Origin of the sequence: Algoriphagus sp. NBT04N3 (assembly GCF_019443765.1) — a bacterium.
Lineage (GTDB): Bacteria > Bacteroidota > Bacteroidia > Cytophagales > Cyclobacteriaceae > Algoriphagus > Algoriphagus ornithinivorans.
Map to the genome: position 1 here is coordinate 257548 of NZ_CP048415.1, position 18662 is coordinate 276209.

19 protein-coding genes are annotated in these 18662 nt (G+C 40.3%); 8 read left to right on the forward strand and 11 right to left on the reverse strand.

The window, feature by feature from the left end; genetic code table 11:
• Positions 1-175: 175 nt before the first annotated feature.
• Together GYM62_RS01230 and GYM62_RS01235 are read right to left on the reverse strand one after the other, a co-directional pair.
• Positions 176-1270 (reverse strand): ATP-binding protein, encoded by a 1095-nt coding sequence (locus GYM62_RS01230; RefSeq protein ID WP_219957989.1) that lies wholly within the window; start codon positions 1268-1270, stop codon positions 176-178.
• A 193-nt stretch (positions 1271-1463) separates the two neighbouring features.
• Positions 1464-1892 (reverse strand): VOC family protein, encoded by a 429-nt coding sequence (locus tag GYM62_RS01235; protein ID WP_219957990.1) that lies wholly within the window; start codon positions 1890-1892, stop codon positions 1464-1466.
• A gap of 666 nt (positions 1893-2558) precedes the next feature.
• Here GYM62_RS01235 and GYM62_RS01240 point away from each other — a divergent pair.
• Positions 2559-3926 carry a hypothetical protein gene (locus GYM62_RS01240; RefSeq protein ID WP_219957991.1) on the forward strand — a complete coding sequence of 456 codons (1368 nt, stop codon included), beginning with the start codon at positions 2559-2561 and terminating at the stop codon, positions 3924-3926.
• Between the two features lie 198 nt (positions 3927-4124).
• Here GYM62_RS01240 and GYM62_RS01245 read toward each other — a convergent pair whose 3' ends face one another.
• The 3 genes from GYM62_RS01245 to GYM62_RS01255 form a co-directional block, all read right to left on the reverse strand.
• Positions 4125-4625 carry a hypothetical protein gene (locus GYM62_RS01245; RefSeq protein WP_219957992.1) on the reverse strand — a complete coding sequence of 167 codons (501 nt, stop codon included), beginning with the start codon at positions 4623-4625 and terminating at the stop codon, positions 4125-4127.
• 106 nt (positions 4626-4731) lie between these two features.
• Entirely contained in the window at positions 4732-5823 is a 1092-nt protein-coding gene (locus GYM62_RS01250; RefSeq protein WP_219957993.1) for a Fic family protein, read from the reverse strand.
• Positions 5820-6131 carry a helix-turn-helix domain-containing protein gene (locus GYM62_RS01255; protein WP_219957994.1) on the reverse strand — a complete coding sequence of 104 codons (312 nt, stop codon included), beginning with the start codon at positions 6129-6131 and terminating at the stop codon, positions 5820-5822. The genes GYM62_RS01250 and GYM62_RS01255 overlap by 4 nt, the downstream gene beginning before the upstream one ends.
• Before the next feature lie 1294 nt (positions 6132-7425).
• Here GYM62_RS01255 and GYM62_RS20925 point away from each other — a divergent pair.
• The 4 genes from GYM62_RS20925 (at position 7426) to GYM62_RS20935 (ending at position 10305) form a co-directional block, all read left to right on the forward strand.
• The gene (locus tag GYM62_RS20925) at positions 7426-7782 is read left to right on the forward strand and encodes a reverse transcriptase domain-containing protein (protein WP_255590475.1); all 357 of its coding nucleotides are present in this window, start codon (positions 7426-7428) and stop codon (positions 7780-7782) included.
• A gap of 26 nt (positions 7783-7808) precedes the next feature.
• Complete coding sequence (locus GYM62_RS20930; protein ID WP_255590476.1) at positions 7809-8438, forward strand: group II intron maturase-specific domain-containing protein; 630 nt, start codon at positions 7809-7811, stop codon at positions 8436-8438.
• 614 nt (positions 8439-9052) lie between these two features.
• A complete protein-coding gene (gene ltrA / locus GYM62_RS01265) occupies positions 9053-9988 on the forward strand; it encodes a group II intron reverse transcriptase/maturase (RefSeq protein ID WP_255590342.1) in 936 nt (311 codons plus the stop codon).
• Positions 9985-10305, forward strand: coding sequence for a group II intron maturase-specific domain-containing protein (locus GYM62_RS20935; RefSeq protein WP_255590341.1), 321 nt, complete (start codon positions 9985-9987; stop codon positions 10303-10305). Before ltrA (GYM62_RS01265) ends, GYM62_RS20935 begins: the two co-directional genes overlap by 4 nt.
• Positions 10306-10424: 119 nt before the next feature.
• On the opposite strand, the gene GYM62_RS01270 is transcribed toward GYM62_RS20935, so the two are convergent.
• The 4 genes from GYM62_RS01270 to GYM62_RS01285 all read right to left on the reverse strand — a co-directional run bounded on the left by GYM62_RS01270 (position 10425) and on the right by GYM62_RS01285 (position 13249).
• The gene (locus GYM62_RS01270; RefSeq protein WP_219957995.1) at positions 10425-11951 is read right to left on the reverse strand and encodes a Do family serine endopeptidase; all 1527 of its coding nucleotides are present in this window, start codon (positions 11949-11951) and stop codon (positions 10425-10427) included.
• Between the two features lie 82 nt (positions 11952-12033).
• A complete protein-coding gene (locus GYM62_RS01275) occupies positions 12034-12237 on the reverse strand; it encodes a hypothetical protein (RefSeq protein WP_219957996.1) in 204 nt (67 codons plus the stop codon).
• 46 nt (positions 12238-12283) lie between these two features.
• Entirely contained in the window at positions 12284-12670 is a 387-nt protein-coding gene (locus tag GYM62_RS01280; protein WP_219957997.1) for an Hsp20/alpha crystallin family protein, read from the reverse strand.
• Between the two features lie 129 nt (positions 12671-12799).
• A complete protein-coding gene (locus GYM62_RS01285; protein WP_130274511.1) occupies positions 12800-13249 on the reverse strand; it encodes an Hsp20/alpha crystallin family protein in 450 nt (149 codons plus the stop codon).
• A gap of 814 nt (positions 13250-14063) precedes the next feature.
• Here GYM62_RS01285 and ltrA (GYM62_RS01290) point away from each other — a divergent pair.
• The 3 genes from ltrA (GYM62_RS01290) to GYM62_RS20940 all read left to right on the forward strand — a co-directional run bounded on the left by ltrA (GYM62_RS01290) (position 14064) and on the right by GYM62_RS20940 (position 17182).
• The gene (gene ltrA / locus GYM62_RS01290; RefSeq protein WP_219957260.1) at positions 14064-15344 is read left to right on the forward strand and encodes a group II intron reverse transcriptase/maturase; all 1281 of its coding nucleotides are present in this window, start codon (positions 14064-14066) and stop codon (positions 15342-15344) included.
• 585 nt (positions 15345-15929) lie between these two features.
• Entirely contained in the window at positions 15930-16865 is a 936-nt protein-coding gene (gene ltrA, locus GYM62_RS01295; protein ID WP_255590342.1) for a group II intron reverse transcriptase/maturase, read from the forward strand.
• On the forward strand, positions 16862-17182 hold the full coding sequence (locus GYM62_RS20940) for a group II intron maturase-specific domain-containing protein (protein WP_255590341.1): 321 nt from the start codon (positions 16862-16864) through the stop codon (positions 17180-17182). The genes ltrA (GYM62_RS01295) and GYM62_RS20940 overlap by 4 nt, the downstream gene beginning before the upstream one ends.
• A gap of 131 nt (positions 17183-17313) precedes the next feature.
• Here GYM62_RS20940 and GYM62_RS01300 read toward each other — a convergent pair whose 3' ends face one another.
• Entirely contained in the window at positions 17314-18123 is an 810-nt protein-coding gene (locus GYM62_RS01300; protein WP_219957998.1) for a PhzF family phenazine biosynthesis protein, read from the reverse strand.
• A gap of 7 nt (positions 18124-18130) precedes the next feature.
• A complete protein-coding gene (locus GYM62_RS01305; RefSeq protein ID WP_219957999.1) occupies positions 18131-18598 on the reverse strand; it encodes a RidA family protein in 468 nt (155 codons plus the stop codon).
• Between the last annotated feature and the right edge of the window lie 64 nt (positions 18599-18662).

An 18662-nucleotide genomic window follows, 5' to 3' on the forward strand; every position in this document is an offset into this window, starting at 1 on the left:
AAGCAAATAAAATAAATCTGAGAGGTTTATATGCGATATCTGGAAAAATCTAATGCAGGAGTTTTAAGATTTGGAATCAAAATAATTGTCATAAGATTAAATTAATAAAATCTTTCCCTTAGCGTAAATCTTTGGGATAAAGCCATAGCTCTAACTTGAATTATCAAAACAAAAATCAAGATTTTTGATCAAGTCGGGTGGGTATTGAAAAACAGAAAGTGCTTCCTTCTCCAGGTTTAGAAGTTACCCAAATTTTACCTTTATGTAGATCTATAATTTTCTTGCAATGAGCAAGGCCAATGCCTGTTCCCTCATACTCACTTTGGGTGTGTAAGCGTTCAAATACTCCAAATATTTTACTTTGATATTCCTTGGCTACGCCAATTCCATCATCTTGGATAAAAAAGGTCCATCCATCTTGTTTTTTGGCACTTATTTTTATTCGAGGAGGAAAATTAGGCTTACTAAATTTGATGGCATTGCTGATTAAATTCTGAAAAAGTAATCGAAGCTCTGTTTCATAGCCTAGGATTTTCGGTAACTTCCCTACCTCGATGATAGCATTGTTTTCTTTTATTTTTGAGGCTAAATCCTGCTGAATAATTTCGACTAGTTTTTGGCAGTCTATTTCAATTACTTCTTTTCCCTGCCCTATACCACTATAATCCAATAAACCTGTTATCAGGCTCCTCATTCGGTTAGTTGTGCTTGAAATAAAGCCTAGCATTTGAGCTGTTTCTGTATCAAGTTTTCCAGTATTTTGTTTTTCAATTAATTGAATCAAGGAGCAAATAGTATTTAAAGGTTCTTTCAAATCATGGGAGACTATGTAAGCAAATTGCGACAGTTCTTTGTTTTTTAGCTCTAGTTCATTTTTTGTTTGTTCTAATTCTGTTACGTTTCTCAGCTTTACGTAAACATAGTTGTCTATAATATGGTGAACAGAGCATTCGTAAGTTCCTGCCACCATGTGGTTAGAATATTCGACCAATCCCAAATTAATGCTTCCGCCTTCTGCTGCAACTTTTCGGTAGGTCTCCATGACAAGTAGTCCTCCCTCATGATTAAATGCCTCAGGAGCTACCTCTATAATTTTTTTTCCAATAACCTCATCACGTTCTTTTCTCATTTCATATAAAAGAACCTTGTTCATAAAAACATACTGAATGCTTTTTAGGTCATTCAAATCATTAACTTTGAATATTCCTATTCCCGCTGATAAATCTTCAAAAGTTCTACTGAGAATTTCTAAATCGGATATATTTCTCATGTTAAAATGATTTTTGTACAGGATTGACAAATATTTTCATTCAAATTCAACTTCAGATGCTTAAAAAGCTGATTTTACGTTGAAAAAAATAGTTTTGAGAATGTGATAGGTGAAAAAGAAGCTTTATAAAATCACTGTCTAATATAGATAAAAATTGTAAAAAAATGTGGTGGATATGTTTATTCTAAGATATTTATCTTAACAAAACCAATTGCCAAGAAACCCCATATTTATCCACGCACCAACCGAATTTTTCTCCAAAGCCATAATCCCCATCTCCTGCATAATTGTCGAGCGGAACCATGACTTGACCTCCTTCGCCGGATAGTTTTTCGAATAAGATTTCAATTTGATCTTCCAATTCGCAAGAAATAAATATGGATACTCCGGGAGTAAATGACCAATTGTGTTTGTAATTACTTTCGGAAACTAGGTATTCTGTGCCATTAAGAGTGAAAACTCCAAACTTGATCAAGCCTGGTGTTCCGCCTGGTTCGCCTTCAGCATAATTCACTATTCTTTTTACTTCCGAATTCGGAAAAATAGCCGTATAGAAATTGATTGCTTCTGTAGCCTTACCGCAATTATCTCCAACGAATGTGAGGAAAGTGCTGATTTTCATGGGTGACAAGGGGTTATATTGTTTTTTGAATAGATGCAACCAAATCAAATGACCGCTTACCAGCGATCTTTGAGTTTAGGTCTTTTGATTCTAATATAAAATATAATCAGCCAAGCTCACTTAATTTTCAAATGTCAAAGCATCCTAAATTACAGAAAAAGCCCTGTCGATTATCCGTTGGGTTTTGATTACAAATCACCTTTCGATTTCAGTTTTCAATGATCTGACAACGGACCATATAATCAAGCTGAAAATTGAAATAACTTATATTTTTATAAACTCTATGTACTCGAAATTATGTAGCGATGCTTCCTTTTTTAATTAAGCTGGTAGATTTGGTTGGGCAGATTATTAAACACTACCGCTCGAATGCCCAAAGAAACCACTGATGCTTTTATTCCTTTTTAGGGGAGTACTTTGTCTATACATTTGAATTATTCCAAGAACATACTCTCACCCAAAGTTTGTATGCCTTTCACATCCTTTTACTAGTTTAATTGCATAAAAAAGGATGAAAAATATCCGATTAAAGAAAAGGATATTATCAAGTCCTTCGGGAAAAAAGATTACTCCTTTTCAAGCATTATTAGTAAAACAGGGAGCGATGATGATTGGAATTAATTTATGACCGAAACCATACGGTCAATGTGAACTAAACCTGATTAAATGAAAAAAGTATTACTGTTATTGACCCTGAGCTTCTTCTCTTTGACTACGGCTTCAATTAGTCAAACGCTCGTCGATAATAATAAAATTCCCAATAGACTTAGAGTATTTATCGATGGCTGTGAACGCTGGGATGGAGGCTGTGATATGGATTTTATCAGAACGGAAATTACAGCGGTTGATTTTTATAGGGATAATCAAATAGCTGATGTCTTTCTGCTGATTAACAATAACAGGTCTGGAGGTGGAGGAAGGCAATATCAACTTTTGTTTATAGGTCAACAAAACATTCATGCGGGAAGGAGAGACACCCTCTACGTAAACACCAAACAGACAGATACAGACTTTGAAGTGAGGGAAAGACTCACCCGGTTTATTAAATTAGGTTTGGCTCCATATGTTGCAAAAACCAAAGCCGGAGAGGGGATCGAAATTAATATGAAGACTGACCCTGCCAATTTTGTAGATGAAGAGGAGGAAAGCGTAGATCCCTGGAATTATTGGGTTTTTAATGTCGGGAGTAATGCTAACATTGAATTGGAGGAATTGAGTAGACAAATTAATATTGGTGGAGATATCAATATTAATCGGATTACGGATAAATGGAAAATCTCCCTATCCGGGCGAATAGATGAAAGGCTAAGAAGAACGATTCAAAAAGTGCCAAGAGTGGATGCCAATGGTAATCCAGTTTTAGATGAAAGTGGTAATCAGATTATCGATCAAGTTCAGAATAATTTTGATGTATCAGAGTTTGGCTTTAGCCATCAGCTTGTGAAGGCTATTTCACCCCAGTGGTCTTATGGATATGATATTGCAGGTCGTCAGAACACCCGCTTTAATTATCAGTTCCAGACCAGCTTTAGGCCAGCCGTCGAGTACAATTTTTTCCCTGAAGCTGTGCAGAATTCCAGATTTCTAAGAGTGAACTATGGAGTCGAAGTCAGGAGAAATAGCTATGTCGAAGAAACGATTTCCGGTGTTCTTGATGAGACTAGGGTTCTTCATAGTTTGAGGGCCAGTCTGGGGCTCAATCAACGTTGGGGTAACCTGGAAATAGGATATCGACTGAGAAATTATCTGGATGATTTCAGCTCTTGGTCTACCGGAATGAATATCAGCGCAGAAGTCCGTGTTACAGGGAATTTTTCTTTCTTTATGAGGGTAGAAGGCAACTACGTAAAGGATCAGATTTACCTGGCATCGGGAGATTTTACCGAGCAGGATATATTGAGTGGGAGGGTAACCCTGCCTTCAGCATACACCGTGGATTCCAGATTTGGCTTTAATTACCGCTTTGGTTCTAATCTCAACAACTTCGTGAATCGAAGATTTTTCGGTAGGGCTAATTTTGTAGGGAATGATTAATGAATCAAGCTAGGGAATGAAGAACTAGTCGAAGTTGATTGCTTTGTGGAAGTTTTTAGCTGAGGGGCTGGCCGTAGGGGAGACAGAAAAGGTGGATGGTCCGTCGCGGCGGATCAAAGTCCTATACTGGTAATAACAATCACACTCTCTAAACTGAGAAGAAAAGGTTATTTAAGTATGCTGGACTATTATTCTAAATCAAAGCCTGAGATTCAGTGAACCGCCGTATTCAGCCTGTCCCGATTTTATCGGGAAGAACTCCCGAAAGCTTTCGGGATAGGTGGTGTGAAACCTGTGCAGTCCACCGTTTCCCGAACGGGAACGCTCCAAGTAGGCTGGGATTTCTTTTTCTTTACAAGCATTCAAAAAAGTAACAGCTTCATTTTGCCAATTCGATTTATCAAAATCAGCTGCTAAAAACCAAGTGGTATTGTCTTGTAGTAAGGGATAAATTCCAATATGGTGAAAACCTTCCAAATGCTTTTGGATTTGTTCATCTGTTAGTTTCAGATAAGACTTTTCGGTAAAATTCTGAAAAGTTCCACCATTCATTTTATGTGCCCTTAAACGATATGGGTCATAAAAATAGGCTGGCATATAACCCGATTTGTTTCCTTTCTCCCAACGAACAGCAAACACATCTTCACGTCCTTTGAAGAGGGAGCGAAAAAGATTGATGTTGTCTTGATGTTTTTGCATTATTATTTTTTATGTCCCAAAATGTCTCACGTTTTATTTTCGTGTACCAAAATAGAAATATATAGTACACGTTTATTGTTAATGAGACAACTTGGTACACGTTTTTCTATCTCTTCTTGAGTAAATTATAAAGCTTGGTATTGATGTAAATGACTTCTTTACCTTTTTGTTGTGATTTCAAAACTCCTAATTCTTCTAAACTGCTTAAGTATCTTGATGCAGCTTTTCTTTCGATACCCAAGTTGTTTACTAAAAACTCAATCTTGCAGTAGGGATGGATGTATAGCTGCTCTATCAGATCTTTTGAATAAATCCTTGGTAATTTATCTTGTACCAATTTTTGAGTTTCGCTGAATAAGTGCTTGATTTTGTTAATTTGTTCAATTGTGCTTTGAGCTGTCTGTTCTATGCCTTTGAGCATATACAGAATCCAATCCTCCCAATTATTCTTAGTCCGAACTTCCTGTAATAATCGGTAGTAATCTCCTTTGTTTTGAATGATATATGAACTCAAGTAAAGAACAGGTTCGTTCAATAAACCTTTCAAAATCAAAAACAAAACATTGATGATTCTACCAGTTCTGCCGTTACCATCATAAAAAGGGTGGATACTTTCAAATTGATAATGTTGAATGGCTAGCTTGATTAAAGGTGAAATATCATCTGCGTCATTATTCAGATATTCTTCACAATTTTTCATCAAATTACTAATCGTATCAAAATTATCAGGTGGAGTATAAATTACTTCATTGGTCAAATCGTTGATTAATGCCGTTCCTGGAAGTTTTCTAAGGCCAGCATTATTTTCTTCCAATTCTTTCTGTATAGCAATTATTCCGTTTGTATTAAGGAAACCCTTTTCTTTGATTAGGCGTGTGCCCATTAGAAGCGCTTCTCTATATCGTAAAACCTCTTTGGTTGCTCCGTCAGGTTTAGTCGACTTGGCATATAAAGCTTGGTAAAGTTTGTCTTGAGTTGTGATTACATTTTCAATTCCGGAACTCGCTTGTGCTTCTTTTAAAATCACAGCATTGATAAGTATATTTGGATTGGGCAATGTGTTTGTAAGACCTTTTAATTCAGCTAATGCCACAGCAGATTTGCTTTCCTGTTTTAGGATTGCAATGGTTTCTACCAAAGATTCCTTTGGTGGAAGAAGAGGTAAATCGTTAAATGCTTTATTTGATTTTATTGTCATTTCTTCTTATTCGCTTTAATATATTTGGCTCTTTCCTCTGCTACTTTCAGGGCTTCTATTCCTAAATCTTCGTCTTGAATTTCATATAAGATCTTGTCGCTTAGGAACAAAACCAAAAGGTCGTCTGCGTCATAATTGTATATGTCGGCAAGTTTAAGAACTACTTCTTTTGTGATTTTCCGTTCTCCACGCTCCATTTTGCTTAAAATAGCTACATCAATGTCGAGCAATGCAGCTACTTTCCGCAATGGAAGTTCCTTTTCTTCTCGAATGTGTCTTAGCTTTTCGCCTATTGTCTCTGTTGACATAAATTCTATTGACATAATGTGTCAAAATTGGAAAAAGATTTTTGATTTGTGTCGATTTAATTCAAATTCTTTTCAACATCCTTGGCGAGCGTTGGGAAATTACTCACGTATTGTTTGTTTTTTTATGGTGTTTGTGAATCGCGTCCTAATTCGGATAGGAATCCCGTGCCGATAGCTATCGGCACGGAATAGCCTACCCTTAATCAGGGCCGAGCGTTAAGAAAATGTCCCCTAGGACATTTATAGTCAAGGAGCCAGAGTGCAGGGGAGGCAGAAAAGGAGGATGGTCCGTCGCGGCGGATCAAAGTCCCATATTGGTAATAACAATTACACTCTCTAGACTGAGAAGAAAAGGTTATCTAAGTATGCTGGACTATTACTCTAAATCAAAGCCTGAGATCCAATGAACCGCCGCGTATTCAGCCTGCCCCGAACTAGATTCGGGGAGACCTCCCGAAAGCATTCGGGATAGGTGGTGTGAGATCTGTGCGCCGTGGCGTAGGCGCACCTCGTCAACTTAGCGGTTGGCGAGGCCGTCTACTCGATGTGTGCTGTGTAAGCTATGATAAAGATGAGGGCAGGCCCCTCGGTGAGGGTTGTTTAGGAACACTCACCAAACCACTTCTATGATGCATCTGCGGTAACAATGATGTGTGAAGCGATAGAAGAAAAGGCTGTTTAAATGGTCAGGTAAGGATAGAAGAGATGAGCGAAAGCGAACCTTCCGATGAAGTGACGAAAAGACCAGTCGTTGTCAAAATCCGGTTTATATCGAGAGGCCGGAGATAAGTATAGAAGGTGCCTAATTTACTGTCTATACGGCAACCGTCATAAAGGGGGCATGACTTCTATTCAGGCTTTATTGTGGAATCGCAGGAAGCCTATATGCTATGCCAAAAGGAAAACACAAGCAGGCAATACCTGTGAGTTGATTACTGATGAGTATATAGGTGACGGATGAAGTCGTAGTAGTGATGAAACTCCTGTAATGGGAGCGGAGCGAAGGGCTTCAATTATGCAGTTTTAATTTAAGAACAACTTAACTAGTTAAGGATGATTTTTAAAGAACAGACAAAGTCGGTACCAATTACCAAAGAGATGGTTTGGGAATCATACAAGAATGTAAAAAAGTAATGGAGGTAGTGCAGGGATTGACCAGCAGAGCCTGTCGGAATTTGACAGGGTACGTTCCAAAGAACTGTACAAACTCTGGAACAGACTGGCTTCTGGAAGTTACTTTGCACCAGCGATAAAGCGGGTAACAATACCCAAGGCAGGGGGTAAGACCCGTCCTTTGGGAATTCCCACTGTAAGCGACAGGATTGCCCAACAGGTAGTAAAGACGTACCTAGAACCAAGGCTGGAATCAGTATTTGTGGACAATTCCTACGGATACCGCCCGAACAAAAATGCGCACACAGCAATCCAAAGCGTACAACAGAATGTACGTCGATACAGCTGGGTTATAGATTTGGATATACAGGAGTTCTTCGAAAATGTGAACCATGAGCTTTTGTTGAAAGCTTTGGAAAGACACGTTTCAGAGAAATGGGTATTGCTGTACATCAAAAGGTGGCTGGAAGCACCAGTCATACTTGAGGATGGTGCGGTCAAAGTATCCACGGGAAAGGTACTCCTCAGGGAGGGGTAATCAGCCCGCTTCTTGCCAATCTTTACATGCATTATTGTGTTGATAAATGGCTGGAGAAATTCCATCCATCCGTAATCATGGTTCGGTATGCTGATGACCTTATTATCCATTGCAGTAGCTATCAGGAAGCTGTCAGAACACTTACAGATTTGAAGGATCGTTTAGAAAAATGCGGCTTGAGAGCCCATCCCGAAAAGACGAAAATTGTTTACTGTAAGAAGGAAGGCAGAAATCTGAATGATTACCCTGTACAGTTTGACTTTCTGGGCTTTAGTTTTCAGCCCATGAGAAACAGATTAAGAAATGGGGGAAGCTTTCTGCAATTTGATTGTAAGATGAGCCGAAAGTCCAAAGTGCGCATCAACGGAGAACTCCGAAAGCTCAATTTCCATAACAAAACCCAAAGGGGTATTCAGGATCTGGCCATATTGCTAAATCCAAAGATACGAGGGTGGGTTCAATACTATGGGAAGATAAGCCGAAGAAGTCTAAAACCGGTGTTCTATTATCTGCACCATCGATTGATCAGGTGGATTCTGAACAAGTACAAGAGCTTTAAAGGAAGCAAGGTCAAAGCAGTGAAATGGCTTAGACAAGTTACGGTCTCTTATCCAAACCTGTTCTACCATTGGGAACTAGGATACAAGTTAGTCTAACTTGATAGACTATAAACCGACTGCATAATAAGAGCCGTATGAATCGAGAGGTTCACGTACGGTTCTGTGAGAGGTTTAGGGGTGGAATTCCCCTTTACCTACTCGACGTGTGCTGTGTAAGCTATGATAAAGATGAGGGCAGGCCCCTCGGTGAGGGTTGTTTAGGAACACTCACCAAACCACTTCTATGATGCATCTGCGGTAACAATGATGTGTGAAGCGATAGAAGAAAAGGCTGTTTAAATGGTCAGGTAAGGATAGAAGAGATGAGCGAAAGCGAACCTTCCGATGAAGTGACGAAAAGACCAGTCGTTGTCAAAATCCGGTTTATATCGAGAGGCCGGAGATAAGTATAGAAGGTGCCTAATTTACTGTCTATACGGCAACCGTCATAAAGGGGGCATGACTTCTATTCAGGCTTTATTGTGGAATCGCAGGAAGCCTATATGCTATGCCAAAAGGAAAACACAAGCAGGCAATACCTGTGAGTTGATTACTGATGAGTATATAGGTGACGGATGAAGTCGTAGTAGTGATGAAACTCCTGTAATGGGAGCGGAGCGAAGGGCTTCAATTATGCAGTTTTAATTTAAGAACAACTTAACTAGTTAAGGATGATTTTTAAAGAACAGACAAAGTCGGTACCAATTACCAAAGAGATGGTTTGGGAATCCTACAAGAAGGTAAAAAGTAATGGAGGTAGTGCAGGGATTGACCAGCAGAGCCTGTCGGAATTTGACAGGGTACGTTCCAAAGAACTGTACAAACTCTGGAACAGACTGGCTTCTGGAAGTTACTTTGCACCAGCGATAAAGCGGGTAACAATACCCAAGGCAGGGGGTAAGACCCGTCCTTTGGGAATTCCCACTGTAAGCGACAGGATTGCCCAACAGGTAGTAAAGACGTACCTAGAACCAAGGCTGGAATCAGTATTTGTGGACAATTCCTACGGATACCGCCCGAACAAAAATGCGCACACAGCAATCCAAAGCGTACAACAGAATGTACGTCGATACAGCTGGGTTATAGATTTGGATATACAGGAGTTCTTCGAAAATGTGAACCATGAGCTTTTGTTGAAAGCTTTGGAAAGACACGTTTCAGAGAAATGGGTATTGCTGTACATCAAAAGGTGGCTGGAAGCACCAGTCATACTTGAGGATGGTGCGGTCAAAGTATCCACGGGAAAAGGTACTCCTCAGGGAGGGGTAATCAGCCCGCTTCTTGCCAATCTTTACATGCATTATTGTGTTGATAAATGGCTGGAGAAATTCCATCCATCCGTAATCATGGTTCGGTATGCTGATGACCTTATTATCCATTGCAGTAGCTATCAGGAAGCTGTCAGAACACTTACAGATTTGAAGGATCGTTTAGAAAAATGCGGCTTGAGAGCCCATCCCGAAAAGACGAAAATTGTTTACTGTAAGAAGGAAGGCAGAAATCTGAATGATTACCCTGTACAGTTTGACTTTCTGGGCTTTAGTTTTCAGCCCATGAGAAACAGATTAAGAAATGGGGAAGCTTTCTGCAATTTGATTGTAAGATGAGCCGAAAGTCCAAAGTGCGCATCAACGGAGAACTCCGAAAGCTCAATTTCCATAACAAAACCCAAAGGGGTATTCAGGATCTGGCCATATTGCTAAATCCAAAGATACGAGGGTGGGTTCAATACTATGGGAAGATAAGCCGAAGAAGTCTAAAACCGGTGTTCTATTATCTGCACCATCGATTGATCAGGTGGATTCTGAACAAGTACAAGAGCTTTAAAGGAAGCAAGGTCAAAGCAGTGAAATGGCTTAGACAAGTTACGGTCTCTTATCCAAACCTGTTCTACCATTGGGAACTGGGATACAAGTTAGTCTAACTTGATAGACTATAAACCGACTGCATAATAAGAGCCGTATGAATCGAGAGGTTCACGTACGGTTCTGTGAGAGGTTTAGGGGTGGAATTCCCCTTTACCTACTCGACTGTAGGCTTTTTTTATAACCCAAGTGCATAATAGTGGGTACCTGGAAAATCTTCATAAACTCCTTCAATCAGTACACCGCCTTTCTTATCCTTTAGTGCTGTTTCCAAATCATCGACCGACTTGATGACCCGACCATCTATTTTAGTGATGATAAAACCTTCTTTGATGGCTGTATTGCGTTTGAGCTTGCCAGCAAAAAGCTTACTTACTTTTACTCCTCCGTCAATGTTGAGTTTTTTGGCGGTTTTCTTGTCCAGATCTTCAAATTGTGCGCCTAAATTATTAAATATAGTGGTTCGGGCTTTGTCGAGGAAGTCCGTTTCACCTTCACGATTGCGTAACACTACCTGACTCACCACTTCTTTCCCCTTGCGGTTCACTTTTACCTCTAATTTATCGCCAGGTCGATGGCTTGCCACCACTTCTTGTAGTTCAGAGGTAGTATTTACTTTCTTACCGTCAATTTCCACAATTACATCGCCCTCTTTAATGCCTGCTTCTTTGGCGGCACTATTTTGACCCAAACTGTCTACATATACACCAGTTTCTACCTCCAACTCTTTCTCTTTTATTAACGTAGCATCTACCCCACGAATAGTAATCCCTAAGAAACCACGTTGTACCATTCCGTACTTTAAAAAGTCTTCTACTACTTTGTTTACGATGTTGGAAGGCACAGCAAAGCCATAACCCGCATAAGCACCTGTTGGACTGGCAATAGCAGTATTGATGCCAATCAATCCTCCACTCAGGTTAATCAAAGCACCTCCGCTATTACCCGGGTTGATAGCCGCATCGGTTTGAATAAACGATTCTACGGCAAACTGCTCCCGTAAAATATTGATATTACGTGATTTTGCACTAACAATGCCCGCTGTTACGGTAGAGTTAAGGTTAAAGGGGTTACCCACAGCAAGTACCCACTCTCCTACTTTCACATCATCAGAATTGACCAACGGCAAGGTACTTAATCCGCTGGCTTTTATTTGAAGCAAGGCAAGGTCTGTGGAAGGGTCAGTACCTACCACATTAGCCTTGAAGGTGCGGTTATCGTGAAGCGTAACTTCAATATCGTCAGCATTGGCAATTACGTGGTTGTTAGTAACAATATAGCCTTCACTATTGATAATTACGCCTGAACCAGTACCTACCCTTGCCTGTGGCTCTCTCGGTTGTGGAGTTTGGTAATATCTGCGTGGACCAAAGAATTGCTCAAAAAAATCATCCCCACCGAAAAACTCTTTAAATGGGTCGGGCAGTTCACGGTACTGGTAAGAATTATTGCTATTGGTATATTGCTGTATTTGGGTTGATTTAATATGTACCACAGCATCCATTGCTTTCTCTGCCAATTGTGTAAAATCTACCGGTATCATATTGCCGTTTTCATCGGCAGTATAAAGCGCACCTTGAGCAGGGGTGCCCGAAACGTGTTCTATTTTAACACTTTTGCCAAAGTCAGTAAATTGAGGAACAGCAAAGAACACCCCAAAAGAAACGACTAAGGCTACCAATGCAGAAATTCCATAGTCTTTCATAGTCTTTTCGATTTAAAAGTGAAACATAAGTTAAAATGAAAAGCAGGGGAGAGAGCCTAAAGGCTACTACTCCCACTTTTACCTAGGCTGCCATTCGGTCTGATGCTTTGTAAGCTGCATCAGTCTGGTTTGACACCCGTTTAACGGTCGCTTTTTCTCTCACAGGAATTGTACTCAAGCTGCGCTTACCCAACCAATTCATCACCTCTCGGAAGTTGAAACTCAAATAAAGAAGACAGCCATAAATTAGGGTGATAGCTGATAAGCCAAGTGCTAATTTATCCATAGTTACCTCCTTTTTTTATGGTTCAACATCAAACAAATAGAGTGTTTTACTTCACCTCAATGGCTCTGGTCAATTTTTCGTAACCCGCCTTTTTGCCCAAACGGATATTCAACACTCCGTTTTCCATTTTTGCCTGTACTTGCTCAGGGTCAGCACCCTGCGGAAGTTGAAAAACTCGCTGGAAACTGGCATAGCCAAATTCTCTACGCATCCAGTTCTTATCTTTTTCCTCTTTTTCGTACTGTTTTTCCGATGAAATTTTTAGGTACCCGTCTTGAACTTCAACTTTAATATCTTTTTTGTCAAGTCCGGGAACAGCTACTGCCACTTCAAAAGCCTTGTTTTCATCACTGATGTTTACCGAAGGTAAGGTCGCCACTTCTTCGTGTTCAGCACTACCTTGACCCATAATCTTACCAAAGAAATTCTCCACAACCTTGGGGAATTTTGGTTTTATATTTTTTGTCCATTTAACTAAGTCCATAAGAATAAGTTGTTTAAAGGTTCAACACTAAAGTAGAGAAGGGTGGCGGTTGTACACCACCCATCGAAGTAAAATTGATTATGAAATTTCAATTAGCTTAGGTGGTTGCGGTTTCGCTTCCTCTTTCTTAGGAATATTCACTTGCAACACACCGTTTTCGTACTTGGCTTCGATTTTTTCACTATCTGCACTATCAGGCAAGGTGAAAGAACGTTGGAAAGCACGATAAGCAAATTCTCTACGAGTGTACTTATCTTGTTCTTCTTTTTGCTCTTCTTGCTTTTCAGAAGAAATAGTTAGTACATTATTTTCCAAATTAATTTTGAAATCGGCTTTTTCCATACCTGGTGCTGCCATTTCAACCAAGAAGCCATCATTGTCTTCCTTGATGTTTACGGCAGGAAGTGTAGTGTTGGTAGCTGAAAAGTTGTTATGTCTCCAATTACCGAATTCGGTATTGAAGAAGTCATCGAACAAGCTGCTAAAAGCAGGGAATGCACGGTTTGAATCATACTTTACAATTGCCATAGTTGTAAATATTTAAGGTTAAACATAAATGAACATCAAAACACTTTTACGACTTACAACTGATGTACCAATAAGAATTGAATGACATTTTGTCCTAAATAAGGATAAAACCTAAAAAATAACCGTCATTATGACATATTTATTCAATTAATCCTGCCAATAGGTGGGGCATTGTGGTACATACCTTCTTTTGAAAATTGCCTACAACGGTCTCGTGTATGAGCAGTAGCGGATTTTAAGCCACTAAACTGTCAGATAGCACCGACCTTTGATTTATAGATTTACGTTTCAAAATAGCACTAAACCCGCTATTGCTCATACACAATGTGTGTGCCTTGAATGGTGAATATAGACCAAAAAGATGGTCGTTCCAACGGGTGAAAGTCCCTTAAGCGCGGGAGTCGTTACCCGAAGCCAAGCAAGTGGCAAGGTGGTTTACCGTGAGGTATGCACTGAAGTAAGCCAGACTGCGGTGTCTGTACTGACGAAAAGGAACTCTATACTGAGGCTATGAGGCTGGATGAGGTAGCACATCATGCCGAAGTCCTAAGCTCTGGAAACAGAGATAAGCCAAAATAGTAGATAGAGCAGCGATAGACACAAGGATATTCATCTTACCGAGGGAGGTCTCTGGACGTCTGGAATGTCCAAGAGAAGTCAGCCGAGGTCATAGTAGTTATCGGAAACGAGCTGTAAATACTGCAGAGGTCTCACTGAATAACGAAGGACTGAACATTGAATCGCGTCCTAATTCGGATAGGAATCCCGCACATGCGAGATAGCCTATTCTTAAGCGGACAAGGAGAACAAAGTAATGATAGAAAGAGTACTTCAATCCAAAAACCTTTATAAAGCCTACCGTCAAGTAGTGGGTAATAAAGGCTCATCGGGAGTGGACGGTATGCAGGTGACCGAATTGAAGTCGTTTATCGACCAAGGCAGGACAGCTGTATTAACCGACATCCTGAAAAGGAGGTACGTACCTAAAGCTATCAGAGGGGTTGAAATCCCAAAGAGTAACGGAAAAACCAGATTACTCGGAGTCCCATGCGTAGTGGATAGATGGCTTCAACAGGCAGTTAGCCAGCAATTAGCCACCCGATTCGAATTAACTTTCGAAGAGGAGAGCCACGGTTTTCGACCCGGAAAGAACCTTCACGGAGCAGTAACACAAGCCCTGAAAAACATCAATGATGGCTATCAGGACATTGTGGACATTGACCTGAAAGGTTTCTTTGATGAGGTACAACACTACAAACTGCTTCAGTTAATCTACAATAGGGTAAAATGTCCCACAACTTTGTGGCTGATCCGAAAATGGCTGAGAGCACCAATCCAGATCAATGGAAAACTGCACAAACGCCGAAAGGGTATGCCACAGGGAAGTCCCCTGAGTCCATTGCTGTCCAATATATTATTGGACGAACTGGACAAGTACCTCAAAAGTAAAGGGTTGAAATTCGTGCGCTATGCCGATGACTTCAGTATCTATACTAAGTCCAAAGCATCCGCCCAAAAAGTAGGCAATGAAGTCTATCTGTTTCTGAAGAACAAACTGGATTTGCCTATCAACAAGGAGAAAAGCGGAATCCGAAGACCCTCTGACTTTGAGCTGCTAGGTCATGGCTTCGTGCCAACCTACAAAAAAGGGGAAAAGGGCAAATACCAACTGATAGTGAAGAAGCAAAGCTGGGTAAACCTGAAACGTAAGCTCAAATGGATCACCAAGAAAACCCTGCCATACAGTTTTGAGGAAAGGCTTCAAAAACTCAATGAGGTATGGATGGGATGGGTAAACAATTACCGACTGGCCAGTATTCAGGCCAAGCTCAAACAACTCGACGAGTGGCTGAGGAACCGACTCAGATATTGTATTTGGCACGACTGGAAGAAACCCGAGCGAAAACGTAAAAACCTAATCAGACTTGGAGTGGATCATGACCATGCTTACGCATGGAGCAGGACCAGAAAAGGAGGATGGGCTGTGGCCCAAAGTCCCATACTCGGAACAACAATTACGCTCTCTAGACTGAGAAGAAAAGGTTATCTAAGTATGCTGGACTATTACTCTAAATCAAAGCCTGAGATTCAATGAACCGCCGTATACGAGACCCGTACGTACGGTGGTGTGAGAGGCGCACCGTGGGCCTATGGCTCACGGCCGTCTACTCGATGTGTGCTGTGTAAGCTATGATAAAGATGAGGGCAGGCCCTCGGTGAGGGTTGTTTAGGAACACTCACCAAACCACTTCTATGATGCATCTGCGGTAACAATGATGTGTGAAGCGATAGAAGAAAAGGCTGTTTAAATGGTCAGGTAAGGATAGAAGAGATGAGCGAAAGCGAACCTTCCGATGAAGTGACGAAAAGACCAGTCGTTGTCAAAATCCGGTTTATATCGAGAGGCCGGAGATAAGTATAGAAGGTGCCTAATTTACTGTCTATACGGCAACCGTCATAAAGGGGGCATGACTTCTATTCAGGCTTTATTGTGGAATCGCAGGAAGCCTATATGCTATGCCAAAAGGAAAACACAAGCAGGCAATACCTGTGAGTTGATTACTGATGAGTATATAGGTGACGGATGAAGTCGTAGTAGTGATGAAACTCCTGTAATGGGAGCGGAGCGAAGGGCTTCAATTATGCAGTTTTAATTTAAGAACAACTTAACTAGTTAAGGATGATTTTTAAAGAACAGACAAAGTCGGTACCAATTACCAAAGAGATGGTTTGGGAATCCTACAAGAAGGTAAAAAGTAATGGAGGTAGTGCAGGGATTGACCAGCAGAGCCTGTCGGAATTTGACAGGGTACGTTCCAAAGAACTGTACAAACTCTGGAACAGACTGGCTTCTGGAAGTTACTTTGCACCAGCGATAAAGCGGGTAACAATACCCAAGGCAGGGGGTAAGACCCGTCCTTTGGGAATTCCCACTGTAAGCGACAGGATTGCCCAACAGGTAGTAAAGACGTACCTAGAACCAAGGCTGGAATCAGTATTTGTGGACAATTCCTACGGATACCGCCCGAACAAAAATGCGCACACAGCAATCCAAAGCGTACAACAGAATGTACGTCGATACAGCTGGGTTATAGATTTGGATATACAGGAGTTCTTCGAAAATGTGAACCATGAGCTTTTGTTGAAAGCTTTGGAAAGACACGTTTCAGAGAAATGGGTATTGCTGTACATCAAAAGGTGGCTGGAAGCACCAGTCATACTTGAGGATGGTGCGGTCAAAGTATCCACGGGAAAAGGTACTCCTCAGGGAGGGGTAATCAGCCCGCTTCTTGCCAATCTTTACATGCATTATTGTGTTGATAAATGGCTGGAGAAATTCCATCCATCCGTAATCATGGTTCGGTATGCTGATGACCTTATTATCCATTGCAGTAGCTATCAGGAAGCTGTCAGAACACTTACAGATTTGAAGGATCGTTTAGAAAAATGCGGCTTGAGAGCCCATCCCGAAAAGACGAAAATTGTTTACTGTAAGAAGGAAGGCAGAAATCTGAATGATTACCCTGTACAGTTTGACTTTCTGGGCTTTAGTTTTCAGCCCATGAGAAACAGATTAAGAAATGGGGAAGCTTTCTGCAATTTGATTGTAAGATGAGCCGAAAGTCCAAAGTGCGCATCAACGGAGAACTCCGAAAGCTCAATTTCCATAACAAAACCCAAAGGGGTATTCAGGATCTGGCCATATTGCTAAATCCAAAGATACGAGGGTGGGTTCAATACTATGGGAAGATAAGCCGAAGAAGTCTAAAACCGGTGTTCTATTATCTGCACCATCGATTGATCAGGTGGATTCTGAACAAGTACAAGAGCTTTAAAGGAAGCAAGGTCAAAGCAGTGAAATGGCTTAGACAAGTTACGGTCTCTTATCCAAACCTGTTCTACCATTGGGAACTGGGATACAAGTTAGTCTAACTTGATAGACTATAAACCGACTGCATAATAAGAGCCGTATGAATCGAGAGGTTCACGTACGGTTCTGTGAGAGGTTTAGGGGTGGAATTCCCCTTTACCTACTCGACTAGCGGTTGTTTTTCTTCTTTTCATCAATTCAGGTTCATTAGTCCTGTTATAAATATTACTGCGTTACTTCTAATTATTACAGAATTTTCCATTAGTTCCACTTCCATACTTCCTGTCCGTTTCGAACATTGGAAAGCGTTCATTTTATCTTTATTTAGTTTGTCCGACCAATATTTTGCTAAAAAGCTCTGAACTCCACCTGTAACAGGGTCTTCATCTGCTCCTGACCAAGGAAAGAAATAGCGATATTCGTAGTCGAAGTTTTCACGTTCAGATTTTGCAGTTACAAGTACTCCGCTGATTGTGGTTTCAATATTCCTTAATACAGAAAAGTCGGGCTTTAGGTTTTCAAGTTCCTTGCTACTTTCCAATTCCAACATCAGCATATTGTGAAATGAATTGTATCTGGAATTTAGAATTTCATTTATTCCCAAGGCTTTTCTTATTTCATCATTAAATTCAGTCGTTACTGTTTGATGTAAAGGAAATTTCATTTCAATTTTTCCATTGGTTTGGCTTATTTGCAATGTATCTCCGAAATGGGTTTGGAAAATGATTTGGGACAGTTCTTTAAATTCGGTAAAAATTGCTTTTGAAGAAGCTAAAGTAGCGTGACCACATAGTGGAATTTCTTTTACTGGCGAAAAATAGCGTATGGAAAATGAATCTGCATTTTGCTTTATGACGAAAGCCGTTTCCGAAAACCCAAATTCTTTGGCGATATTGAGCATAGTTGTTTCATCAAGTTCATTTTCAAGTAAACAAACTGCCGCTTGATTTCCCTTGAAAAGCTCTGTTGTAAATGCGTCAATAATGTATGTTTTTATGCTCATTTATAGATTAATCTTCAACTTCTACAATTACTTCAACTTCTACTGCAAAATTTAGAGGCAATGCGTGCATACTTACTGCACTTCTTGCGTGTCGACCTTTTTCGCCAAATACGGAAAACATTAAATCGCTATATCCATTAATTACTTTTGCTTGGTCAACAAAATCAATTGTGCAATGTACCATTCCAAAAGCTTTAACGATTCGTTTTACTTTACTCAAATCTCCCAATTCGTCTTTTAATACTGCAATATGGTCGATTGCAACTAAACGAGCAGCTTCGTTTCCTTGTTCAACTGTCAAGTCTTTTCCCACTTTTCCTGTTACATAGGTTTTGTCTTTTTTAATTGGTCCTTTGCCTGAAAGGAATAATAAGTTTCCTGTTCGTACGCAGTTTACATAACTAGCGATAGGTTGTGAAACTTCGTTTAAAGTAATTGAAAGGTTTTTTAAATTTTCTTCTGGGCTCTTATCCATTTTATCTTGTTTCTGTTCTTAATTTTAATTCTTGACGTGATGCTTTTTTCAAATAACCGCTAAC